This is a genomic window from Natronorubrum marinum (assembly GCF_052040125.1).
Classification (GTDB): domain Archaea; phylum Halobacteriota; class Halobacteria; order Halobacteriales; family Natrialbaceae; genus Natronorubrum.
This window is the reverse complement of sequence record NZ_JBPPFV010000002.1, coordinates 383364-406436: the sequence shown is the minus strand read 5'-3', so window position 1 is coordinate 406436 and position 23073 is coordinate 383364. Positions and strand designations below refer to the sequence as shown.

Sequence of the window (23073 nt, the reverse complement as noted above, 5' to 3'; positions counted from 1 at the left end):
AACGAGAACCTCGAACGAACGGAGCGACACGCTCCGTGAGTAGGCGAGCGAGTGAACGGCTCGTCGGATCTCCGATCCGACGGTGTCTTCGCCAGCGCGACTAACCAGGCTCGTCTTTCGGCTTCGATTTTCGCCGTTCTTTCTCCGGCCGATGGTTGCGATTCGAGTCGGTACTGCATCCCGGTCAAGGCAGCCGCGGGCCCGCCACCGCGTCTGACGATCCTTTTTATATCCGAACGAAAAACACCCGCTCGATGCAGGCCCTCTCCGTCGAACTCGAGGACGACACCGTCGCCGCGCTCGAGGCCGAACGGGAACTGTTCGGCTTCGAGAGTCGGCAAGCGTACGTGCGGTGGATCATCGAACACCGCGGCTCGATCGACGCCGACGGATACGATCTCGATACCACGCAGGATCGATTGCTGGCCGATCACGGCCAACGACTGGCGAGACTCGAGGAGCGAGTCGCGACGATCGCCGCTCGCGTCGAGCGCGACGGGGGTGACACCCGATCGGCCGACGACCTGACGACGGTGGACAACACGACGGAAACGAACGAAACCGCGAGCAAGGCCGTAGACGAATCGACTCACGATGGCGGCGTGACCGACGACACCGCCGACCGACAGGAAGCACGCGGCCGGCAACCTCGCCGCGACGCACCGGAGCGCGAGTCGCCGATCGAGGTTCGCGGCTCACCGCGGACGGTTCGGCAGGGCCCAGATTCGACGGTTCGGTCGGACCACGACGAGCACTCGAGCCCCAAACGAGAGTGCCAACAGCCTCGATCGTTTGAGGACGATGACTCGAGTTCGGATTCGACCGCGGAGTCGGAGTCGACGACAGCGTCAACCACAGCGGAATCCGGCGGGTTGTCGCCCGAGCGAATCGCCCGAATACCGGAGGACCCGGTCCACGAGGATGCCGGGATGCTCGGCAACGTCGAATCCGAACGGCTCGACGAACTCTCTCGGCGCGCGGTCGCGACCACGCGAAAGCGGCTGAATCGGGACGTCCAGACCGGCCTCGAGTACACTTCTTCGAATGGCCTCTCCGGAAACGGCGTTCGCCCGGGTGAGGATATTGCCGACCTCGATGCGCTGTCGATTCCGGGTCGATCAGCCAAGACGGTCGAGAAACGGCGCCACGCCGTCGGTCGTGCACTCGCCTTCCTCCGAGACGAGGACCGAGCGCGACGTTCGGATTTCGTCGACGCGCTCTACGCCGAGTGTCCGGCCGGTTACGAGACGGCCGATAGCTGGTGGGGCTGTATCAAGGAGGGGCTCAAACAGGTCGATGCGGTCGAGGGTGGCGAGGGAACGCGCGTCTGGCGGTATCGCGGCTGAATCGGTTAGCCGAACCACTCGCTGTTGAGGTGATCGTCGCCGCTCAGATCCCACCGAACGATCGTGTATCCGAACGCGACGAGAAGGATACCGACGGTCGTCGATAGCGATCCGTACCCCACCGGCGGGCGAACAGTCCGCGAGTAGGGACGGTTAAGTATCAGCGGCCCGGACAACGTGATATGAGTCTGGGACAGCGCGTCTCGAGCGACCACCAGCTCACCCGATTACTACAGATTGGGGTCGTCTTAGAGGAGGTCGTCGAGTCGCGCGCCGCCCACCATCTCGACTCGCTCCCGCCAGCCGAACGGACGGCGATCGACGAGGAGATCCGCGAGTTGCTCACGGAGGCCGCCGAGGAGTCGGCCGATCACCGCGAGCGACTCGAGGCGTTGATCGAGGATCTCGAGGCCGAAACCGTGGCGTACGAGGAAATAAACGCGTTAGTCGACGCCCAGTACGGGCCGCCGGAGGACACCGACGGGGTGCTCTACGATCAGCTCGCGAACGAGGAGACGGCCTACAAGTTCTACGACGATCTGATCGACGCGGTCGAAGCCTCCGAGTCCGAGTTCGCCATCGATCGCGACCGACTGCTCGAGACGCTGTACGAGATCCGGGAGGAGGAAAAGGAGGGAGTCGAAGAAGTGGCCGAGATTATGGAGCACAGAGCATGATCGGGACGCTCCGGCCCGCCGCGAGCGTCACCGACCGCACGGACAGCACTGACGGAGGAATCCGATGAACACGGCAGACCAATACCTCAAGGCGATCTATCTCGCCCAACGGATCGAGGACGGCCCCGCATCGACCGGCACGCTGGCGGACATGCTCGAAATCAGTCCGGCCAGCGTCAACGAGATGATCGGTAAGCTCGAGGAGCGAGGGCTCGTCGAACACGAGAAGTACAAGGGTGCGAGCCTGACCAGCGAGGGTATCGAACGCGCCCACGACTCGCTCCAGACCTACTGTATCATCGAGCGATTCCTCGCAAACGTCCTCGAGGTCGAGGAGTTTCGCGACGAGGCCCGCGCCTTAGAGAGCGTCATCGACGACACCGTCGCCGAGCGCCTGGATACCATTATCGACCGACCCAGCGAGTGTCCGGACTGCTTCGATCCCGAGCGAGATTACTGCGAGCGACTCGAGGTCGGTCCCGACGGCTGTGCGGACTGAATCAGATCGTCTCCATCAACCGTAACGATCGATTGCGTCTCTCTTATTCCGATAGCGTCGTCTCGTACAGTCGAGCCATTCGATCGAAAAACAGGAGCATAACCACTACCGAAGCTATCGCCCCGAGTCCCGTCCTGAGCGGGTGGCGTTTGGCGGCCGATCGAAGCGTGAACAGGAACACCGGCACGCAGACGAGCGTAAACCGGCGGTGGCTCGAAGGACGGAGCCCTCGTTCGATCCACACTTGCTCGCCGAGTACGACGCGAGTCGCCCACGCGTCGTCGGTTTCCGGTGACGGAAACGCGAGGGGATTCACTGCGACGAACAGGAGCGTTCCGATCAACAGCGGCCGGTTTCGACGATAGAGAGACAGCACGAGCAGCAGGTACGCACCGACGAACGTCCAGACGCTCCCCGGATTGGCGTGTCCCGACCAGAAGAGGCGATTCGTGATGCTGTCTTGCGAGCTGAGACAATCGTCCATACTAGTAGTACAACCGTCGCCCTAACTGATAACCATTTTGTCACGATCGGAAAACTCAGTTCGGACGAACGCGCTGCGAGTGCGGGTCTCACAGTCTCACTCCGGGTTCCCGAACCGAACGTATCGATGTCCGATCAGCGCCGCGATCGAGAGCGCCACGATAACGGTGGCGCTGAGTCCGAACGGTAGCGCCCACAGGCCGCCGTCTCCCTCCCAATCGTCCGCGAAGACGTCCGCATAGTACGCCGCAATCTCCTCGCCGTGGAGCGCGAGTAGCACCTCCCGATTGTTCTCGAAGGCGTTCTCGTTCCAGTTGGCACTCCCGACGATAGCGGTCTCCCGGTCGATCACGACGCCTTTGGTGTGGATCTTCTCGAATCGATCCGTCTCCTCGAGGACTCGGACCTCGAGCGAGAGCGATTCCTCCGCGGCTGTCGCTTCCAGTTCCCGCGCTAGCGCCTCGTTTTCCTCCTCGTGATACCAACTCGAGTCGAGCAGGATCTCGACGGCGACGCCGCGACGGGCCGCCTCGAGCGTTTCCTCGAGGACGGCGACGTCGTCCGCGATAGCGGCCTGCTTGACGAGGATCTCGTCCTCGGCCTCGCTCAGCAACTCGAGCAGTCGGCCCTCGGCGTTGTCCGGCGCGACCAGCAGTTCGGCGGCGTCGATCGGGACCGTCTCCGGCTCGTGATCGCTTGGAAACGATCGCGAGGGCGTACCGGCGCTGTCGTCGTCGACGAAGGAGGCGTTCGCTCGAAACGCGGCGCCGGAGACGGTGTCCCACCCCTCGTGATCGGCTCGAAACACCGCCGCGAGATCGGCCGCGAGTCCGTCATCTTCGAGGCGGACTCCCCAGCCGCGACTCGAGCCCCCGCCGATCCCCGATGGCTTCCAGTTCTCCGTCGTGACCAGCACGCGGTCGTCGGCGACGGCGTACTTCGGGTGGTGGTAGCGATACCGCGAGCCCTCTCCGCCGATCGCGCGAACGTCGATGTCACCATCTTCGAGTGTCTCGAGAACGGGTTCGGTGGCCTCGGGCGTTCCGCCGACGGGTCCGGACTCGAGGAGGACCGCGACGTCGACCCCGCGGTCGGCCGCGTCGACGAGTTCGTCGGCGACCGCCTGCGAGGTGAGGGTGTAGCCGGCGAGCAGGAGTCGGTCGTCGGCCTCGCGGATCGTCTCGAGCGGGAGGTCCGTCTCGTCGGGGAGGACGAACGCCGTCGCCTCGTCGACGTCGGCACTCGAGACCGGCAGGCAGGTCGCGCCTCGCGGGTGCCAGTCGCCGTCGGCTGGACGCGACGCGGTCGCCCGTTCCATCTCCGATTCGTCCTCGCTTCGATACCAACGCTCGGCCGTCGGCGCTCGGTCGTAGGAGACCGAATCCACCGTCGTCGAGCCGTTTCGCAGTTCGAGGTCGTCGCCGTCGACGGCGAGTCGCAGGTGGCCCTCGAGTTCGAGTACCGGATCGTCGGCGTCGGTCAACTCGGCGGTAACGTCCGGATCGGCGCTCACCGCGACGCGCCCTGAAACGCTCTCGTTCGGGAGGGTGGCGGTCGTATGGCCGTCGGTGAGCGTCCAGTTCTCGAGTCGGGTGTCGGGCGGGGTCTCGAGGACCAGATACTCGCCGACGTTCCCGTGGGTCGTCGGGTTCGGATACAGTTCGACGATTCGGGGAGCGCTGCCGTCGGTGGCGTCGGGCTCGTCGGCGGTGACGGTCGAGACAGTCAGGCCGGTTGAATCCGCGACGCCAGCGGGGCAGGATGGGGCAGTGACGCCACCGTTCGTCGTCGAGACATCGGTCGTCGACGCGTCGGAGGTCGAAAATCCGCCACTCAATCCCCCTAGAACGAGGGCGATTCCGACGAGGACGACGACCATCGCTCGACGACGATCCATCGGGCGGTCTGGCCGCCTGTTCGTATATAAACTGTCGGACGAAAAACGGGCGGGAGCGGGTCTCGCCGCTCAGGTCGCCGGCTCGAGGCTCGCCTTCTCGGCTTCGGCCTGGACGAGATAGGCCCGGTCGTCGCCGTAGTCGGCGACGATCTCGAGTGCTTCCGCGGTGCCGATCCGGTTGAGCGCCCACGCGGCGCTAGCGCGCACGCGGTCTTCCTCGTCGTCCGCGAGGACGTCGGCGAGGGGGTCGATGGCCCGCGTGTCGCCGATCAGGCCGAGGGAGCGTGCGGCCCAGCTCCGAACGTCGGGGTTCTCCTCGATGAGCTGATTGGCGATCGGCTGCACCGCCGCCTCGGCGCCGAGTTCGCCCAGCGCTCTGAAGGAAGGCTTCTGGAGGTTCGGGTTGGAGTCGACGTAGTCCAGCAGCGTCTCGACCACCTCGTCGCTCGCGACGCCGATGGTCCCGAGAATCCGCATCGCGGCCGTATCCCGTCGGTTGGCTTTCTGGAGCATGGGGTCGATAGCCTCCTCGGGACCCATTCGTTCGAGGGCCTCCATGCAGTGTTCCTCCATGAAGTCCGAGTCGAAGGTTTCCAGCGCGAGCAGGATCATGTCCACGTTGCCCCGTTTCTCGTGGACTTTGATCGCGTGCCACTCCGGCGGGAAGTCCTTGACGTGATCGAGCACGTCGTAGAACCCCTCTCGTCGAAGCTGCTCGCGAATCTCGAGGTCGGTCCACTCGGTCGCGTCGTCGACGTCTTCCTCGAGGTCGTCGGTCGCCTCGAGCAGGCCCGCGATCGTCTCGGCGTCGTCGTCCGCGTCGAGGGCGGCCTGCTCGACGGCCGCTGCGGCGTTATCGAGCGTCGCGTCGAGCTGTTCGGGGACGGTCTCGCCCTGGTTGACCAGCGTGACCGAGCTGTCGAGCAGATCGTTGAGATCGTCGAGGAAGTCGTCGACGGCCTCGATCAGTTCGGCGTTGCCCTCCTCCGTCCAGCGGGTACCCGTGATCGTTCCGCTGGTGCCGTCGATTTCGCCCACGACGTCCTCGCCGTAGGGACCGCGCTGGTCCTCGAGGTCGTCCTCGAGGTCCGAGAGGTCGTCCTCGATCTCGTCGTAGCGCTCCTGGAGTTCCTCCTCGGGCGTGATCTCCTCCTCTTCCTCGTCTTCGTCCTCGTCGTCTTCGGTTTCGGGCGGCTCCGGAATCTCGATCTCTTCGAGCTCGCTTCGGAACGACTCGAGGTCCGCCTCGACGACGTCGAGATCGTCCTCCGTTTCGGCGGCCTCGAGATCCCCCTCGAGCGATTCGACGTCGTCCTCGAAGGCCGCGAGGGCTTCGCGAATGGCCTCGAGATCGATCGGCTCCGGTTCCGGCTCCTCGTCGACCGATTCCTCCTCGGCGTCCGCCCCGTTCTCGGCTGCCTCGTCATCGCTCATGGTACCACCTGGATCTGGACCGGGAGATAACGCCGACGCGCGGCAGTGTACATGCGTTACAGTCGTCCCACGAAGGCCCTAAGCGTTTCCATGCAGTTCGGGTTCCGCGTGGCGTTCCCGGTCGCCCCAGTAGAACCACGGGCTGAGCAGCATGTAGGCGATGCCGAGGGTCAACAGGGCGTAGGGGAACGTTCGGCCGGCGAAATCGGGAATCAGGATGGCCAGCGCGTGAACGACGCCCATAATCCCGGCGTCTCGGGCGAGCAGGTCGGGGTACTGGATCCGCGAGACCATCAGGTAACAGAACGCGCCAGTGACCGCGAGGACGAGCCACGGTTCGCTCTCGCCGGCGAGGATGGCGGCGCCGAGGACCGTCGCCGCGAGGGTCGTCTGGACGCCTTCGGTGTAGCTGCCGGAGATATCGTAGGCTGTGTACATGCCGAGTCGGGTAACGGCCGCTGCGACGAAGAGGGCACAGATCGCCGTGACGAGGAGGAGTTCCCCGCTGACCGCGTCGAAACCGATCTCGAGGCCGTCGGTGACGACGACGAACGCGAGGACCGCGGGGGCGACGGCGAAGGAGGCGACGTCGGCCAGCGAGTCCAGGTACGGGCCGGCGTCGGTGCCGCCGTAGCGACGGGCGAGGATGCCGTCCAGTCCGTCCGCGATAGCTGCAAGCAAAATGAGTCGGGCGGCGAGTGCGATGTCGACGAACGCGATGACGATGGCGACGAACCCCAGGGCGGCGTTGGCGATCGTCACCGCGTCGGCGACGCCGAGCCGTCCGACGAACCGGGGGAGCATACTCGCCGAATCGATGGGCAGCCACCTTACGTGTTTTCGTTTCGACACGGATGGAGAGCGGTGGTCCCAGGCCGGGTGCGAGCAACGGCTGTGAGGACGGACACGGTCGGTAGCCGTCGCGTCAGAACTCGAGGTGGAACGCGGGAGCCGGAGTCGAACGGGGGGCACCGAAACTGGAGACCCGCGCCGGGACCAGTCCCACATTCGAAGAATGAACCGGGGCGGTTATACCGCAACTATCCCAAGCGTTCGTATGAACAGGCGCGCCTACCTCGCCCTCGTCGGCACCTCCGTCTCCGCCAGCCTGGCGGGCTGTTCGTCGGTTCGGAGCGCCCTCACCGACGACGAACTCTGCAGCGGCGACGACTGTGATATCGGGATGACCAGAAACGAGTTCGTCCCCAAGGAGTACGAGGCGAGCGTCGGAGAGACCGTCATCTGGAAGAACACCAGCGACGCTCGGCACACCGTGACCGCCCTCGACAACGGCATACCGGAGGGCGCCGAGTACTTCGCGAGCGGCGGCTACGAGGACCAACAGACTGCGGTCGACGCCTGGCACGAAGAGAAGGGCGGCAAGATCGAAATTCGAGAGACGTACGAACACACCTTCGAGGTAGCCGGGGAGTACAACTACATCTGCGAACCGCACGTCAACGGCGGCATGATCGGGACGGTCATCGTCTCGGAGTAATCCCTTCGTTTTCGCAAACCCGTACGATCAACGCCGGTCGTGGATCGTGGGCGATCCATGCGTAGCGGGTGACGGTATCGAACGGCGGGCGTCACTGCCGAACGACCGGTCGTGAGTATCGGTGTTATCGGCCGCGAATGGGACTGAATCTCTCGAACCATCGCGGGCCGATTAGAATTATTTCTGACTCGAGTATATTCTTCCAAATATCATATTTTGGATGGCTTCTCGGTTGATAACGAACTGGTTACGAACGGGCCGTTGACGGGTATGAACAGCCATACGACAGGTAATCGGTGGGTAGGATGTGACACACACCGGTCAAAATCCTCCATGTTTATACATCGTGCTGTTGGTGGGTTACGTATATGTCCGAAACCGGGGCGGAGTCACGTCCGCTGGCTCGACAGCTTCCCGACCCGACGACCGCGTCGAACGTCCGGTACAACCCAACGCTTGCGGAGCTTCGTGAACTCGCGGCCGACGACGAGACGACGACCGAATTCGGCTCCCCGTCGTACGTCAGCGAGTATCGATCGCGGAGTTCAGATCGGACGAGAAACACCGTCGACCACGAGTTCGACGACGACGATCACGACCTGATCGGCGACGCGGTCGACATCGCCGACAACCGCGAGATGCTCTGTGTCGATCGTCTCATGGGTCGCCACGCTGAAGCGACGTACTGCTGTCGCCTCTTCGTTCCCGTCGAACACGCCCGCATCGCGCTCGCCTGGGCGAACCTGTTCGAGCCGACCGACGGTCGCGAACCCGATCTGTACACGGTACAGGATCCCGACTACGACCGAACCGCGATCCGCATCCTCCCCGACGAGAACGTGACGATCGTCCTCGGCAGCGACTACACCGGCGAAGCGAAGAAGTCGTTCCTTCGCCTGTTCATGTACCGCATCAAAGAACAGGGCGGGCTCGGGCTCCACGCGGGCAGCAAGCGCGTCCGCGTTCGCGACGCCGACGGCGACCTGCGGACCGTCGGCCAGGTGTTCATGGGTCTCTCGGCGACCGGAAAGTCGACCCTGACCTCCCACGGCTGCTGGCTCGAGGGCGACGAGGACGCCGCCATGCTCCAGGACGACGTCTGTGGCATCCTCCCGGACGGCTCGGTCCCCGGCAGCGAGGGCGAGGGACTGTTCATCAAGACCATCGGTCTCGACGAGAACGAACAGCCAGAACTCTACGAGGCCGCGACGAACGAGGCCGCGATCCTCGAGAACGTCGCCGTCGACGACGACGGCACCGTCCACTTCGACGAGGACCGCTACACCGCGAACTCCCGGGCGATCGTCCAGCGCGAGCACCTCGAGAGCGCAGCGGAAGATATCGACTTAGCGCGGATGGATCAGGTCTTTTTCATCACTCGGAATCCGCTGATGCCCCCGGTCGCGAAGCTCACCGACGAGCAGGCCGCCGTCGCCTTCATGCTCGGCGAGTCGATCGAGACCAGCGCGGGCGATCCGTCGCGAGCGGGCGAGTCGATCCGCGTCGTCGGCACGAACCCGTTCATCATGGGTTCCGAAGGCGAGGAGGGGAACATCTTCCGAGACCTGATCGACGAACTCGACGCCGAGTGTTACGTGATCAACACGGGCTACCTCGGCGCGAAGTCCGCCGATGTCGGCGTCGAAGAATCCGTGACGATCCTCACGGAAACCGCGCGCGAAACGATCGAGTGGACCGAGGACGACCGAACGGGTCTAACGATCCCCGAGACCGTTCCCGGTCTCGAGATCGAGGACTACTACGTCCCCGACCACGTCGAGGACTACGACGAGGCCGTCGCCGACCTGCGGGCCGACCGACGTACCTATCTCGAGCAGTTCGACGAACTGCGCGAGGAGATCAAAGACGCCGTCTACTGATCGCCCCTGCGGCACGCTGTTCTCTGCGTCACGCCGTTTTTTCTCGCCATTTCGTGGTCGACTGTTCACTTGAGAGCCCGATTTGTTCGACGAGAAGACAGTCACAATCGCCGGACGGCAGCACTTGCCGGCGGGGAACAAGGTTATGTGTGTGTGGTTCTCACAGTGCGGTAATGAGCCTACACGTACGAACGCCAACGGCCCGCGTCTGCGAACGGTGCGGTCGAGCGGAACACTGGGATACGGACGTCGACGCCTGGCAACTCGTCCGCGAGGACGGCGAAAAGCAGGTCGGAAACCCCCACTGTCTCCACGAGTGGGATATCAACGGGACGTTCAATCCAGTCGTCGAAAATCGAAGCTGATACCGAACGACGTTCGGCGCTGCGGTTACGACCGAACGACGATCCTCTCTCGCGCCCGCTCGAGCGACGTTCGCGGCGCTTTTTGTGCTGTCTACCTAACCTCCAGCCATGCCGACCGTCTACATCACCGCGCCGCCGTCCGACGCCGACGAGATCGCCGAACGGCTGGTCGAGGAGCGACTCGCGGCCTGCGTCAACCGGCTGTCGACGACGTCGACCTACCGCTGGGAGGGCAAGATCCACCACGACGAGGAGGCCGTCCTGCTCGCGAAGACCACCGACGACGCCTACGACGACCTCGTCGACCGACTCGAGGAGATCCACCCCTACGACGTCCCCTGCATCGAGCGCTTCGACGAGAGTCACGTCCTCGAGTCCTTTGCTGAGTGGCGAGCCGAAAGCGTCGAATGACTCGCTGTAGGCGATCGGCTCTGTCGTTTCGACGACCGGTTACGCCGTCAGTACGTCTCCGTCTCCAGGCCGTCGACGCGTTCGAAGTGAGAATCTCGAGTGACGAGGTGTGCACCGTTGTGGCGACAAACGCCGGCGATCAGTACGTCACCGAGGTTGATCGGCGTTCCGTTCTCGAGCAACTCCGCTTCGATCGCTGCGGCTTCTCGAGCGGCACCATCGGATAATACCAGGGGGTCGATCCAATCGAGGCCGGTTGCGACTCGCTCAATCCCGGCCGGACCGGCCGTGGTAGCCGCTCCGCGGTACGCTTCGAATAAGGCGAGTGATGGCGCGTAGAACGGTTTCGTTTCACGGTTCTCGAGGAACGTCTGCGTTGCACCGTCGCCATCCAGATAGTCGACCAGAAACGTCGTATCGAACGCGATCACCGTCGCTCACGCTCTCGGAGATCGTCGTTCATCTTGTCGCGCGTCAATTCGACGGCGTCCCGATACCCGTCTACGTCTTTCATTTCGCCGAAGCCTTTCATCACGTCTCGATTGCTCTCGGTAAGACGAAGAATCGTCTCCGTGAAGCTCTCCCCGTCGCGCTTGTGCGCTTTCAGCCGATCGTACGCTTCGTCGGTGATAGTGAGGCTTTTCGTCGCCATACGTGTAGATGTACGTCTACACGTACTTTTAGATTGTTGTGATCACGGTACCGGTCGCAGAAACGACTACCACTGATTTGTCGGAGCCTACCGCACGACAGACCGTCACAGACACGACTGCCCGAATTAGCAACCCTTAAAACTCGCGCACGGGTTTCCATGGGTATGGCTGGAACCATCGAAGTGCTCGTTCCGGGTGGCCAGGCTAACCCTGGCCCACCGCTCGGTCCCGAGCTCGGACCGACCCCCGTCGACGTGCAGGCAGTCGTACAGCAGATCAACGACCAGACGGCAGCGTTCGACGGCACGGAAGTGCCCGTCACCGTCGATTACGATGACGACGGCTCGTTCGAGATCGACGTCGGTGTTCCACCGACGGCGGCGCTCGTCAAGGACGAAGCCGGATTCGACACCGGGAGCGGCGAACCCCAGAAGAACTTTGTCGCCGATCTCTCCGTCGAACAGGTCAAGAAGATCGCCGAGCAGAAACACCCCGACCTGCTCGCTTACGATACGATCAACGCCGCGAAGGAAGTCGTCGGCACCTGCGCCTCGATGGGCGTCACCATCGAGGGTGACGACGCGCGAGAGTTCAAACAGAAAGTCGACGGCGGCGAATACGACGACGTTCTTGCTGCAGAAGCCGACGCATAATCGGTTCGAACGTCGACGCCGGACGAGACCCTTTTTCGAACCCAGCGCTCGAGAGCCGCTGGTCTGTGAGTGACCGAATTACGGAACCCGCGCCAGCACGTCGAGATTGTGCGCGACGTAGACGAGTTCGCCGTCCTCGAGTTCGTACCACCGACGAGCGAACCACCGCCGACGAGCGTCGGCACCAAGTTCGGGTGACGGCACCTCCTCGAGTGCGTCGGCCATCGTCTCGAGAACCCGAGCGACGACCGCGGCCTCGTCGTCGGGATACTCGCCCGCGCTCGGTCGAACGATCCAGTCCGAGCCGCCGGTGACGAGGACGTTCCACCCCTTCCGGGGGAGCACCGCGAGGAGGTCGCTCCCGGCCCGACTGCCTCCGTTGTCCCGAACCTCGTCCATGTGGCGGTGGTACTGGGCTTCGATCCGCTCGTCCAGCCGATCCCGCGGCGCGAACGTCGTCCCCCCGTCGTACGTGATCGGCGCGTAGCACAGGCCGTCGTCCGCGAGGAGGTTGGCGATACCGGGTATCGCGTCCTCGAGGTCGAGGATGTCGAGCAGCGCCGCCGCAACAACGGCGTCGGCGTCGTCTTCGAGGCCGAACGCGTCGGCGACCGCGAGGGTGATCTCGAGTCGCGTGCTTCCGATGCCGTCGCTCGTCTCGTCGGGCCGAGCGACGAGCGTCGTCGATTTTGGAACGCCGCCTTCGACCGTCCCGTCGGCCCCTGACTCGAGGGAATCGATCGTATAGCCGGCCGCCGCGAGCCGCGCGGGAACCAGTTTTCGCGCACGTTGGATACTCGCAACGTCCCGATCGACGGCCCGGTAGGAGACCTGCGCCGGCAGGCACTCCCACTCAGCGAGGCGGGCGATCATCGTGCCGACGCCGCAGCCGAGTTCGACGATCCGAACCGGCTCCGGTCGATCGGAAAGCGCCGTCGCGAACCGCTCGAGGACGCGCCGGTTCAGTGCGCGGTCGTCGACGGAGCGTTTGGCCTCGAGATACGCCTGCATCGAGTCGGTCACGCCGGGTCACCTCCGGTCGACTCGCCCTCGAAACATTGTTGGAGAAACACCCGAACCGATCCTAGCGTTTCGCTCCAGGTTGGATGTGCTGCAGCGGTCTCGAGCGCTCCGGTGCCCAGCGTCGCGAGTCGATCACGGTCGGCCGCGAGCGCCCCGAGTCGATCCGCGAGTGGCTCCGGATCGGTCGGATCGACGACGAACCCGTTCCGGCCGTCCGCGACGAACTCGCTCGCGCCGCCGACACCGCTGGCGATCGAGACGACGCCGTACTCCATCGCCTCGAGATAGACCATCCCGAACCCCTCGTAGCTCGCCGGTACCGCGAGGACGTGCGAGCGCTCGAGGACCGACTCGAGGACGGCCGTCTCGACCCTCCCGGTGAACGTCACCCGGTCGTCGACGCCGAGCGATCGTGCGCGCTCGCGGACCGCGCGAGCGTACGTCGGATCGGTCTCAAGGGTGCCGACGACCGTCGTCCGCCAGTTGCGTTTGGTCCCGTCGATCCGTGCCAGCGCCTCGAGCAGCGTCGCGACGTTCTTTCGCGGGACGACGTTCCCGACGAACGCGATTCGAAATGGCTCGGTTCGGGCCCGCTTGCGGACGGCGTCGGCGGACAGTGCCGCCCCCTCGTGACGCCCCGCCGGCGGGGCGACGAGCGTCGGCAGGTCGCCCTCCACGAGGTCGGTCGTCCGATCGCGGGTGTACGAACTGGTACAGACCGCAGCGTCGACGGACTCGAGGTAGCGTTTCTCGCGTTCGCGCACGCGAGAGTCGTCTACTGCCGGGTCGGGCGTCCGAAGGAGGTGGACGAGCGAAACGATCGCTCCGGGTCGCTCGAGGTATGGATTGTGCTCGACCAGCGTCGGGTGACAGAGTTCGTCCTGTAAGAGGACGTCGTACGGGCGGTCCAGTCGCTCGCGAATCGACCGCTCGGTTTCGGGGGTAGTGGACTCCGTCTCGACTCCTCGCTCGCCGTTCGACCGCGGCGGGAGCGAGATCTCGTCGACCTCGTCCCCCCGCGCCTCGAGGAAGGCGACGAGTTTCCGATCGTAGCGGTAGCCCCCCGACGTTTGCTTGAGGTCACCTTCGACGACCAGTCCGATCTGCATCGTCAGAGCGAGCGCTCGTGGGCCACGCGGGCCACGTCGTCCTCTTCGATCTCGATCCGGAGTTCGGAGATGCCGTCGGTCTCGAGTCGCTCGAGCAGTCGATCGCCGAAGACGCGGGCGAACCGTTCCGCGCTCGGGTTCGCCTCCTCGAACGCGGGGAGATCGTTGAGCGTGCGGTCGCCGTAGAACGCGGCCACCGTATCCATCGCGTCGACGAGGTCGTCGATGTCGACGAGGTACTCGTACTCGTTCAGCTCCGGACCGCAGAGGGTCGCCTCGACGGTAAACTGGTGGGAATGACGGTCGCCTTCGGGACCCGGATCGGGCACTGTCAGGTAGTGTTGGGCGATAATGGACCGGGAGACGGAGACCGAGTACATAGCCCACGATACGTCGGCGAGGGGCTAAATGTCCCGCCGTGCGTTGCAGCCAGTGAACGAACGGCGCTCATACGGTTTGCTGTACCGATGTATCGGTGGGTCCGCAGGACGGTTGCGGTCCCACCGGAAACGACTTACAGCAGACAGTATCAGTGGCTCGTCTCCGATCGAGTCGAAATCGACAGTTCGGGAAGCCCGTTCATCGCCGAGCCAGTCACTGAAAGCTGGTTCAGCAACGGCGTCAGCGTGACCTGTTCGCAGTCTCGGTCCCACTCGACGACGCCCGCATCGGAGAGCGCGGGAAGGTGGACGTGCGTGAGAAGCAACAGAAGGTCGTGTTGGTGGTCGCTCGTCACGGCTTCGGCGGGCAGTTCGCGTTCGATCGCGGCGAGTTCGAGAGCCAACCGATCTGTCGACACCGGGTTCGGGTTGGTCAGCAGATACTGGAGGGTGTTCCGTCTGATCGCGTTCGCCAACACTGTATAGAATGTATCGAGGAATTCGGGCGTTTCGATCTGTTCGAGACGAAGTTGTTCGACCATATCAGAGACTAGAGTATGACTACCAAAGCATGAACTCATGGCTGCTCATGCCCTTTATGTAGTACTCAGGGGTTCATGACTGTCAGTTTTTCGTGTTTCGCGGACCGGATTGGGTCAACGCATCGTGGAGTACTTTGTCCGCGCCGCGGCGGATTCGCTCGGAGAGCGCCTGCACCGAGACGTCCAACTCCGCGGCGAGTTCGTCGTACTCGACGTCTCGAGGGACTTTGAAGTAGCCGCGTTCGACGGCGAGCGAGAGCGCTTCGTACTGCGCGTCGGTGAGACCGAAGTCCGTCTCGGTGGCGTTCGCGTCTGCCATCGAGGAGACGCGAGTGAGTTGGTAGCTAATGTCGTGCGTTCGGCAGTACTCGTTGAACTGGGCGAGCCCGGAGTGATCTTCGAATCGGATGCGGAACAGCCACTCGTCGTCGCTGTGGGCCTCGAGAATCGTCGCGTCGGTCTCCGTGATCCCAGCGATCAGCTGCTCGGCCGGATCCTCCCACTCGATCTTGTACAGTGCCCGGTCGTCGTACTCGTCGAGGACGGTGATCGATCTGACGTTCGGGCTCTCGTCCATCGCGGCTTCGAACTCCTTCAGGTCGGTTCCGTACCCCCAGATGTACGGCATCACTCGCTTGTCGGCTGGGACGACGCGCTCGATTTCGACCGACAGACCGGGATATTCGGCGATGATCTGTCCCAGCAGAAACTCGTCGCCCTGAATCGAAATCTCGGCGATGATAGCCATACGACGAGTAGGCGGCCCAGCGTAGTAACGACAGGGGTTACTTAGCCCGCACGCGCGGCTAATCGTACGTCAACAGCACCTGAATCGCCTCGTCGGGACGCTCCTCGAGCAGTTCGTAGGCCTCCTCGGCGTCCTCGAGCGCCACGTCGTGTGTAAGCAGCGGCGAGACCTCGAGTCGCTCCAACCACTCCCAGGTGAGGTCGTGGCGTCGCTCGCGAGACCAGCGACCGGAGAGTCGTGGATCGAGCGTGCTCACCTGAGTGCTCCGGATCTCAATGCGGTCGCGGTGAAAGCGGCCGCCGAGGTCGAGCGTCGCGGGCTTCGTCCCGTACCACGAGCCGACGAGCACGCGCCCGTCGAAGCCCGTCGTCGCGATGGCGTCGTCCAGCGCGTCGGGATCGCCCGAGAGCTCGTAAGTCAGATCCGCTCGATCGGTGGCGATCTCCCGAAACGCGTCGGGGAACTCGCCCTCGGCCGGATCGAGCGCGTGATCCGCGCCGAACCGCTCGGCATACCGTCGTCGCCGCTCGTCGGGTTCGAACGCGACGAGCGTCTCGAGGGGCGTGCGAGCGAGCAGGGCCGTCGTCAACAGACCCACGGTTCCCTGTCCGAAGACGGCGACCCGCTCGCCGAAGAGCGGAGCGCCGTCGAGCAGGAAGCCGACGGCCGTTTCGAGGTTCGCGAAGAGCGTCGCTTCCCGCGGCGAGACGCCGTCAGGGACCGGAAGGAGCGTCTCGGGATCGGCGAGAAACCGGCTTTCGTGAGCGTTGTACGCGAAGACGGTCCGGCCGACCCACTCAGCGTCAACATCCGCGCCGACAGCGGTGACCTCGCCGACCGCGGCGTAGCCGTACCTGAGCGGAAAAGAGAGGTCGCCGTCGAACGCCTCGAGTTCCTCGTCGGCGGGTAGCTCAGTCGGGGCCTCGCCGCGGTAGAGCAGCCCCTCCGTGCCGGCGCTGATCGCCGACGCAACGGTCCGAACGCGGACTTCGTCGGAGTCCGGTTCCGGGAGCGGACGGGACCTGACGGCGACGGTTCTCGGGCCCGTGAAGTAGAGGGATCGGGCCCTCGAGTCGGCCTCCGGCTGCACGCGGGGTGTGTCGGAGTCGGTCACGCTGGCGCGACTTCCACGGGCCGCCACTTGGTCGTTTGTACCGACGACGCGAGTATGGAATCCGTACGACCGACACGGACCGTCCCACCGAGCCGACCGACTGCTGTAGGTGGGCGTTTCGACGTGCGTCTCGAGCAGTTACGGCTCGATACGTTCGGACACGGCGAGCCAGTCCCAACAGAAGTTCGCCAGGAACGGGACCGACACGGCGATCGCGAACGCGCACGTAACAGTCCCAGCGAGAACCGGAACCAGCGCGAGCCAGATCGCGAGCATCGCGAGCGCTCCGAGGAGCCGACGGAATCGATTCGGCGGGAGTTCGGAGACGGGACGGCCGCGGCGAGTTTGCCACCACCGGCCGGCGACGAACAAGTACCGCGCAGCGCCGACAGCGAGGAAGACGTGGGGAAGTGCGCCGTCAAGGACGGCGACGAGGGTCCCTACGAGCACGACGAGCGCGTCGATCTCGACGTCGAGGCGCGCCCCGAGATCGGTGACGCTGTCCGTCGCTCGCGCCAGCTTCCCGTCGACCGCGTCCAGTGCCGCGGCGACGGCGAACAGCGCGGCCGGCACCCACGAGATCATCTCCGTTCCGGCTGGCGGTCCCGCGACGACGAAGCCGGCGAGCACGGCGACGGCCGCGCTGCGAGCCACCGTCACCCACGTCGCGAGCGTGACGGGGTGATGGCCGTGTCCGCTGACGACGCGGAAGAGCGCCGACTCGAGGACCGCCGCCAGTCCGACGATGGCCAGAAAGCCGGCGGACGGGCCGGCGGTCCATCCGATCTCGAGTGCGACCAGCGCGAGGCCGATCAACGCCGCGTTGCCGACGGTGAGGCGACCCCACTGCGGGAGCGTTCGTCGTCGGACGGCCAGCGTCGGGTCGTCGGTCATCGGTCACTCACGGCGGTAGAGCACCACCAGGACGACGATCAGCAGCACCTGTGCGACTTTGTCGACGACGCCGGCAGCCGTGAGGTCGCCGAGTCCGGCCGGCTGATTGACCGCATACCAGAGAAGTACCTGTCCGGCAGTAAAGGGGATTCCGAGGAGGTAGACGAGCCGTCGGCGGTAGTCGAGGAAGACAAGTGCGATTCCGAGACCGAAGCCGGCGGTCGCGATGAGGAAGGCGATACCCATCCAGTGAGGAAGAAAACCGATCCCGAGTATCAAGTGGATGACGGCGGTCACGAGCGCCAGCGCGATGGCTACCCAGTGGAGCGTCGAGACTGACTCGAGAGGAGATCGGCTGCTGGGTGCCATACGCTCGATCTGGATCTGCGTCGAAAAACGCTTTGCGCCGAATCGCTCGAGTATCGTGTGCCTAACCGGGGCGGGAGCCTAGATTTTGTTCGCAGGCGGGACGGTTCGCTCGCTGGGGTGGGTCGAGCCACCGGCGCCTCGCATGACGCGGATGGCGCTACCGGTGCCGAGCGACCCGGCGAACAGGACCGCGACGACGGTCGCGAGCACGGAGAGGCCGACGAGGCCGCTGAGCAGACTTCCGACGACGACGCCGATCCACAGCTGGTCCCGACCGAACCGCGCAGCAATCGACTGGCCGATCGCGACGAAGCCGGCGATCGTCAGCACGGGGACGACTGTTATCCCGATGGCGACCAAGACGATACCGAAGAACGTCCCGAGGCTCGTTCCGATGATCAAATAGCCCGTGCTCACGACGGCGCCGATAACTAGGAGGCTCGGCGCGCCGATACAGATCGAGATCACCGGACTTCGACGGCACTTCGTCACCGTTTGCGGCCCGAAGCTCTGCAGCAAGCCGAGGACAACCATCGCGACGACGAGCGTGACGCCGAAGTGAACCCCCGCTCGCTCCAGTGCGCTCAGCGCCTGATACGTCTCGAGTCCGATACCGGTCGTGGCGAAATGGCCGATTGACTCAAGTACTGCCCCATTGACACTATATAAATCTACTGGCCCCATATACGAACGGTATACTCTCATCTCCAATAGTGTTTTCGGTCAATGGTAACCACTATCAATCGTGAAAAGAACTCGAACTTCGTCCGTTCCGACGGTCGTACTGGACCGTGCGCAAGCCAGTTCGACGGGTTTAAGTTTGCCATGGCATTTCGTTCAAGGGAGACAGGCATTGCCTGTTTCACTGACCCGTAGGAGCACTCCTGCGTACTACGGAGGTGAACGATGGCAGATTCGGATATTGAAACAGCAGTCGCGCGCGCACTCGACGAGGCACCCGATCGGAACTTCACCGAGACGGTTGACCTCGCGATCAATCTGCGCGATCTCGACCTAAACGAACCGTCGAATCGAGTTGACGAGTCTATCGTCCTGCCGTCCGGAACCGGCCAGGAAACCCGTATCGTCGTTATCGCCGAGGGGGAAACCGCCGTCCGCGCCGAAGAGGCAGCGGACGAGGTTCTCTCGGAGGACGACGTGGCCGATCTGGACGACGACGAAGCCAAAGACATGGCGGACGAGACGGACTTCTTCATCGCCGAAGAGGCGATGATGCAAGATATCGCCCGGCACCTGGGTACCATTCTCGGTCCCCGGGGGAAGATGCCGGACCCGCTCGGCCCCGACGACGACGTCGTCGAGACCGTCAACAGACTCAAGAACACCGTGCAGCTTCGCTCCCGGGACCGACGAACGTTCCACACGCTCGTCGGCGCCGAAGATATGGATGCCGAAGATATCGCCGACAACATCGACGTCATCCTGCGACGCCTGCACGCCGACCTCGAGAAAGGTCCACAGAACATCGATGGCGTCTACGTAAAGACGACGATGGGACCGTCTCAGGAGGTAGTCTAACATGAGCGCACAGGCTGAACGCAAGACCGAGAACCTTCCACAGTGGAAGAAAGAGGAGGTCGACGACCTCGCCGAACTCATCGAGAGCTACGAGAGCGTCGGCATCGTCGGTATCACCGGCATTCCGAGCAAACAGCTCCAGGACATGCGTCGCGATCTGCACGGCACCGCCGAGTTGCGCGTCAGCCGCAACACGCTGCAGGTCCACGCGCTGGAAGACGCCGGACTCGACGAACTCGTCTCTCACATCGAGGGACAGGTCGGTCTCGTCGGCACGAACGAGAACCCCTTCTCGCTCTACAAGGAGCTCGAGGCGTCGAAGACGCCGGCACCGATCAACGAAGGCGAAGTCGCCCCGAACGACATCGTCGTCCCCGAGGGCGACACCGGTGTCGATCCGGGTCCGTTCGTCGGCGAGCTGCAGGGTATCGGCGCGAACGCGCGCATCGAGGACGGTTCGATTCAGGTCATGGAGGACTCGACGGTCTTAGAGGCCGGCGAGGAAGTCTCCGCGGACCTCTCGAACGTCCTCAACGAGCTCGGGATCGAGCCCAAGGAGGTCGGTCTCGACCTTCGCGCCGTCGTCGCCGACGGCGTGCTGTTCGACCCCGAGGACCTCGATATCGATATCGAGGCCTACGAGAGCGACGTGGCGACGGCCGCCGCTCGCGCTCGGAACCTCTCGATCAACGCGAGCTACCCGACCGAGGCGACCGTGCCGACGCTCATCTCGAAGGCGACGGGCGAGGCCAAGAGCCTGGGCCTGCACGCCGCGATCGAGGACGAAGACCTGATGCCCGACCTCGTCTCCAAGGCCGACGCACAGCTGCGTGCGCTCGCGGCCCAGATCGACGACGAGGACGCCCTGCCCGAGGAGCTGCAGGGTGTCGAAGCGCCCGCCGCCGAGCCGGCAGCGGACGCTGAGGACGGCGACGACGAATCGGCAGACGAAGACACTGACGCTGAGGCCGACGCCGCCGAAGACGAAGACGACGATGACGACGATGACGCTGGCGGCGGCGAAGGACTCGGCGCGATGTTCGGCTAATCACAACTGGAGGATACAACAATGGAATACGTTTACGCTGCACTCATCCTGAACGAAGCAGGCGAAGAGATCAACGAAGACAACCTGACGAACGTACTCGACGCTGCCGGCGTCGACGTCGAAGAATCCCGAGTCAAGGCGCTCGTCGCCGCACTCGAGGACGTCGACATCGACGAGGCAGTTTCCGAGGCTGCCGTCGCACCAGCTGCCGGAGCCGCCGCAGGCGGCGCCGCGGCCGGTGCGGCCGCAGGCGACGATGGCGACGACGAAGAGGTCGAAGAGACCAGCGACGTCCCGGACACGACGGACGACGACGACGAGGACGAGGACGACGACTCCGGCGGCGAGGGCCTCGGCGAACTCTTCGGCTAAGTCGCGCGACGACGACCGCAGACGATCTCGATTTTTTGACGCCACATCCGGAGCGACAGCTGGTTCCAACGGAGTTCGAGCCGTAGTCAGCGACAGCGATAGCACTCGCTCCGCCTCGAGGGGGTCGTTCAGCATGTATTGCGAAACCGGCCAGCCCCGCACCGTGACGTCGGTGGTGACGAGACGATTGAATTCGGGGCCGTCTGCGTTGGGATGGGTGCGCGGGTATCGGGGACTCGACCGGGGCACGGGTGTCGAGGACTCGACGGGGACTACTCGAGCGATTCGACGAACACGCTGAGGAGAAAGACAGTGATCGCACAGCAGAACGCGATGGCGCTGGCCGTCGCCACGGTGACGGCGATCCCGGCCTGGGAGTGATATGGATCGACGCCGGAGGTGACCAGGGAGTCGACCGTCTCGGCTCCGGCGTAGCCGACGGCCGACAGGACGAGCGTGGCTGTCACGCCGAGAAGGCCGCTCACGAAGCCGATGCTCGAGAACATTCCTTCGATACCGACGAGGGACCACGCTTGGTCCTCGGAGATCTCCTCGAGTCCGTCCCGGTAGGTCGCGGTGGCGGCGAGTCCGAGACTCGCCCCGACGAGACAGCAGACGCTAAACAGCGTTAGCGCGGTAAACGACACGCGAGAAAGCGCGGGATTGGGACCGACGTACTGCTGTTGGACGACAGGCGGGAGAAAGAGCATGAGCGGGAGCATCGATGACGCGGCAAACAGCAGATAGCTGCACCGACGAATCTTCTGTGGGATCGTCCACCTGCTCAACAGCGCCCGTCGGGCCCGGAGCAGCTCGTACTCCGAGCCTTCGAGTACGAGCTGGGTGTACTTATCGCGGTCGTGCATGCAGTTCGAACGGCGCAAGGCCGGATCCGATTATAGTCCTTGTGGATCGGGTCCACTCGAGCCCGCTCGCCGCGAAACGCGGTCGGCCTTTGCAATACGATGGCCCAGTCTGCGGGCTCTCAGTCAGTTCCGAAGATCGCAAAGGCTTGCGTTCGCTCCGAGACCCAGAAACACCAGCCCGTCTCAGTCGTCTGCAGGGGTTCCCGTTCCGGAGTCGGGAGCGACGCCGGCGCCGAACGCCGACGGCTGGTTGGCGATAATCGCTTCGTTGGCGGCGACCCAGCGGAGCAACAGGAACGCGAAGACGTACTTCGCACCGATGTCGAGGAAGCTGTACGCCCAGGAGGTGATCGCGACGTCGAGAATTGCCAGCCCTTCCGCGCCGAGCGCCCAGAAGATCGGGTAGCCGAGCCACAGGACGACCGTCAAGATTTTCAGCGTGTTGAATATCTCCGCCGTGTCAGCAACTTCGGCGTCCTTGGGCCACTCGACGAGCAGGACGTACAACACGACAAGGAAGAACGTACAGCTAATGAAATACCAGAACCAGCGGAGCCCGTAGGAGGACGTCGTCATTGCAGCCGCAAGTCCGGTCACGCACATCGCGATATCGGCCGTAATGATCGTAAACAGCTTCGTCAGGTTCGTTCCGGCGAGCAAACCGAGTGCGAGCAGGATCATCGGGGTCGACAGGGTCCAGGTGAGATACCGCCCCCACATCGTCAACACCTCTTCACCCGCTAACGCGTGCCCGCTCGGCATCTCGAAGAAGCTTATCGTCAGCCCCGATGCAAGCCCGGTATAGCTGGCGATCGATACGAGAGGCACCATGAGCGTGGCGACCCAGATGAGTTGTGCCCGCGGATCGGTGACGTTGCGTCCCATATACACGAACAGCAGGATCGCGACCCCGGCGAGAGCGATGTTCGCCCAGAACGACGCGTTCAACAGCGCGTTGTCCTGGACCTCCTGATACACCTCCGCTTGGCTCATCTCGAGCGGGACCCCGGACTGTGCGAGCAACGCAAACTCGGCCGCAACCGTTTCGAACATGGTACGAATACACTGAAGGAAGACCACCGGATAACGGTAAATCCATACCAGTAACAGGGAACAGCGCACCGACGCTTCGTCCGAACTCGCTCGTCGGAGACGGATGCGGGCAGGCAACACACTCGAGCCTAACGAGTCTGGTAGTGCAACTATATGGACCCGGTTATCTCGAGAACGGGTCTCGACGATCGTTCCTCCGTATCTGCCCGTTTCGGTCGAC

At 64.0% G+C, this 23073-nt stretch carries 28 protein-coding genes; 11 read left to right on the top strand and 17 right to left on the bottom strand.

The features are described 5' to 3' along the window. The first annotated feature begins 254 nt into the window (after positions 1 to 254). The 3 genes from ACSFC5_RS11655 (at position 255) to ACSFC5_RS11645 (ending at position 2522) form a co-directional block, all read left to right on the top strand. Positions 255 to 1346, top strand: a complete 1092-nt coding sequence (locus tag ACSFC5_RS11655) for a hypothetical protein (RefSeq protein ID WP_440765422.1) — start codon at positions 255 to 257, stop codon at positions 1344 to 1346. 182 nt (positions 1347 to 1528) lie between these two features. Then, positions 1529 to 2023 (top strand): ferritin-like domain-containing protein, encoded by a 495-nt coding sequence (locus ACSFC5_RS11650; protein ID WP_440765421.1) that lies wholly within the window; start codon positions 1529 to 1531, stop codon positions 2021 to 2023. A gap of 64 nt (positions 2024 to 2087) precedes the next feature. Next, entirely contained in the window at positions 2088 to 2522 is a 435-nt protein-coding gene (locus ACSFC5_RS11645) for a metal-dependent transcriptional regulator (RefSeq protein WP_440765420.1), read from the top strand. 43 nt (positions 2523 to 2565) lie between these two features. Here ACSFC5_RS11645 and ACSFC5_RS11640 read toward each other — a convergent pair whose 3' ends face one another. From ACSFC5_RS11640 to ACSFC5_RS11625, 4 genes are all read right to left on the bottom strand, one after another. Then, positions 2566 to 3006, bottom strand: a complete 441-nt coding sequence (locus tag ACSFC5_RS11640; protein ID WP_440765419.1) for a DUF6653 family protein — start codon at positions 3004 to 3006, stop codon at positions 2566 to 2568. A gap of 96 nt (positions 3007 to 3102) precedes the next feature. Then, positions 3103 to 4902: a phospholipase D-like domain-containing protein gene (locus ACSFC5_RS11635; protein ID WP_440765418.1), complete on the bottom strand. Its 1800-nt coding sequence runs from the start codon at positions 4900 to 4902 to the stop codon at positions 3103 to 3105. 69 nt (positions 4903 to 4971) lie between these two features. After that, positions 4972 to 6336, bottom strand: coding sequence for a HEAT repeat domain-containing protein (locus ACSFC5_RS11630; RefSeq protein WP_440765417.1), 1365 nt, complete (start codon positions 6334 to 6336; stop codon positions 4972 to 4974). A gap of 78 nt (positions 6337 to 6414) precedes the next feature. Further along, positions 6415 to 7140, bottom strand: coding sequence for a protein sorting system archaetidylserine synthase (locus tag ACSFC5_RS11625; RefSeq protein WP_440765416.1), 726 nt, complete (start codon positions 7138 to 7140; stop codon positions 6415 to 6417). 253 nt (positions 7141 to 7393) lie between these two features. On the opposite strand from ACSFC5_RS11625, the gene ACSFC5_RS11620 reads away from it, so the two are divergent. The 4 genes from ACSFC5_RS11620 (at position 7394) to cutA (ending at position 10490) form a co-directional block, all read left to right on the top strand. Then, entirely contained in the window at positions 7394 to 7834 is a 441-nt protein-coding gene (locus ACSFC5_RS11620; protein WP_440765415.1) for a cupredoxin domain-containing protein, read from the top strand. A gap of 368 nt (positions 7835 to 8202) precedes the next feature. Further along, complete coding sequence (locus tag ACSFC5_RS11615) at positions 8203 to 9714, top strand: phosphoenolpyruvate carboxykinase (ATP) (protein WP_440765414.1); 1512 nt, start codon at positions 8203 to 8205, stop codon at positions 9712 to 9714. A gap of 173 nt (positions 9715 to 9887) precedes the next feature. Further along, positions 9888 to 10079, top strand: coding sequence for an HEWD family protein (locus ACSFC5_RS11610; RefSeq protein WP_440765413.1), 192 nt, complete (start codon positions 9888 to 9890; stop codon positions 10077 to 10079). A 108-nt stretch (positions 10080 to 10187) separates the two neighbouring features. Continuing rightward, positions 10188 to 10490, top strand: a complete 303-nt coding sequence (gene cutA / locus ACSFC5_RS11605) for a divalent-cation tolerance protein CutA (protein ID WP_440765412.1) — start codon at positions 10188 to 10190, stop codon at positions 10488 to 10490. Between the two features lie 47 nt (positions 10491 to 10537). Here cutA and ACSFC5_RS11600 read toward each other — a convergent pair whose 3' ends face one another. Together ACSFC5_RS11600 and ACSFC5_RS11595 are read right to left on the bottom strand one after the other, a co-directional pair. Then, entirely contained in the window at positions 10538 to 10921 is a 384-nt protein-coding gene (locus ACSFC5_RS11600) for a PIN domain-containing protein (protein WP_440765411.1), read from the bottom strand. Then, on the bottom strand, positions 10918 to 11142 hold the full coding sequence (locus ACSFC5_RS11595) for an antitoxin VapB family protein (RefSeq protein ID WP_440765410.1): 225 nt from the start codon (positions 11140 to 11142) through the stop codon (positions 10918 to 10920). The genes ACSFC5_RS11600 and ACSFC5_RS11595 overlap by 4 nt, the downstream gene beginning before the upstream one ends. 165 nt (positions 11143 to 11307) lie before the next feature. On the opposite strand from ACSFC5_RS11595, the gene ACSFC5_RS11590 reads away from it, so the two are divergent. Continuing rightward, positions 11308 to 11796: a 50S ribosomal protein L11 gene (locus ACSFC5_RS11590; protein WP_440765409.1), complete on the top strand. Its 489-nt coding sequence runs from the start codon at positions 11308 to 11310 to the stop codon at positions 11794 to 11796. Between the two features lie 78 nt (positions 11797 to 11874). Here the strand turns inward: ACSFC5_RS11590 and ACSFC5_RS11585 are convergent, their stop codons facing one another. The 9 genes from ACSFC5_RS11585 to ACSFC5_RS11545 form a co-directional block, all read right to left on the bottom strand. Next, positions 11875 to 12819, bottom strand: coding sequence for a class I SAM-dependent methyltransferase (locus ACSFC5_RS11585; RefSeq protein ID WP_440765408.1), 945 nt, complete (start codon positions 12817 to 12819; stop codon positions 11875 to 11877). Continuing rightward, a complete protein-coding gene (locus ACSFC5_RS11580; protein WP_440765407.1) occupies positions 12816 to 13928 on the bottom strand; it encodes a glycosyltransferase family 4 protein in 1113 nt (370 codons plus the stop codon). Before ACSFC5_RS11580 ends, ACSFC5_RS11585 begins: the two co-directional genes overlap by 4 nt. A gap of 2 nt (positions 13929 to 13930) precedes the next feature. Next, positions 13931 to 14308 (bottom strand): 6-pyruvoyl trahydropterin synthase family protein, encoded by a 378-nt coding sequence (locus tag ACSFC5_RS11575; protein WP_440765406.1) that lies wholly within the window; start codon positions 14306 to 14308, stop codon positions 13931 to 13933. A gap of 149 nt (positions 14309 to 14457) precedes the next feature. Continuing rightward, positions 14458 to 14850: a DUF7344 domain-containing protein gene (locus tag ACSFC5_RS11570; protein ID WP_440765405.1), complete on the bottom strand. Its 393-nt coding sequence runs from the start codon at positions 14848 to 14850 to the stop codon at positions 14458 to 14460. A gap of 82 nt (positions 14851 to 14932) precedes the next feature. Next, a complete protein-coding gene (locus ACSFC5_RS11565; protein ID WP_440765404.1) occupies positions 14933 to 15598 on the bottom strand; it encodes a helix-turn-helix domain-containing protein in 666 nt (221 codons plus the stop codon). 58 nt (positions 15599 to 15656) lie between these two features. Next, positions 15657 to 16712: a zinc-dependent alcohol dehydrogenase gene (locus tag ACSFC5_RS11560; protein WP_440765403.1), complete on the bottom strand. Its 1056-nt coding sequence runs from the start codon at positions 16710 to 16712 to the stop codon at positions 15657 to 15659. 138 nt (positions 16713 to 16850) lie between these two features. Then, the gene (locus tag ACSFC5_RS11555) at positions 16851 to 17606 is read right to left on the bottom strand and encodes a CDP-alcohol phosphatidyltransferase family protein (RefSeq protein WP_440765402.1); all 756 of its coding nucleotides are present in this window, start codon (positions 17604 to 17606) and stop codon (positions 16851 to 16853) included. Positions 17607 to 17609: 3 nt separating this feature from the next. Continuing rightward, entirely contained in the window at positions 17610 to 17975 is a 366-nt protein-coding gene (locus tag ACSFC5_RS11550) for a DUF7475 family protein (RefSeq protein WP_440765401.1), read from the bottom strand. Between the two features lie 78 nt (positions 17976 to 18053). Further along, a complete protein-coding gene (locus ACSFC5_RS11545) occupies positions 18054 to 18659 on the bottom strand; it encodes a hypothetical protein (RefSeq protein WP_440765400.1) in 606 nt (201 codons plus the stop codon). 222 nt (positions 18660 to 18881) lie between these two features. On the opposite strand from ACSFC5_RS11545, the gene ACSFC5_RS11540 reads away from it, so the two are divergent. Genes ACSFC5_RS11540 through rpl12p form a run of 3 tightly spaced genes read left to right on the top strand, consistent with a single transcriptional unit; the run spans position 18882 to position 20934 of the window. Beyond that, complete coding sequence (locus tag ACSFC5_RS11540; RefSeq protein WP_440765399.1) at positions 18882 to 19514, top strand: 50S ribosomal protein L1; 633 nt, start codon at positions 18882 to 18884, stop codon at positions 19512 to 19514. A 1-nt stretch (position 19515) separates the two neighbouring features. After that, the gene (locus ACSFC5_RS11535; RefSeq protein ID WP_440765398.1) at positions 19516 to 20562 is read left to right on the top strand and encodes a 50S ribosomal protein L10; all 1047 of its coding nucleotides are present in this window, start codon (positions 19516 to 19518) and stop codon (positions 20560 to 20562) included. Positions 20563 to 20583: 21 nt separating this feature from the next. Continuing rightward, complete coding sequence (gene rpl12p / locus ACSFC5_RS11530) at positions 20584 to 20934, top strand: 50S ribosomal protein P1 (protein WP_440765397.1); 351 nt, start codon at positions 20584 to 20586, stop codon at positions 20932 to 20934. A gap of 272 nt (positions 20935 to 21206) precedes the next feature. Here rpl12p and ACSFC5_RS11525 read toward each other — a convergent pair whose 3' ends face one another. Beyond that, a complete protein-coding gene (locus ACSFC5_RS11525; RefSeq protein ID WP_440765396.1) occupies positions 21207 to 21800 on the bottom strand; it encodes a hypothetical protein in 594 nt (197 codons plus the stop codon). Between the two features lie 183 nt (positions 21801 to 21983). Further along, on the bottom strand, positions 21984 to 22853 hold the full coding sequence (locus ACSFC5_RS11520) for a bacteriorhodopsin (protein ID WP_440765395.1): 870 nt from the start codon (positions 22851 to 22853) through the stop codon (positions 21984 to 21986). Positions 22854 to 23073: the final 220 nt, after the last annotated feature.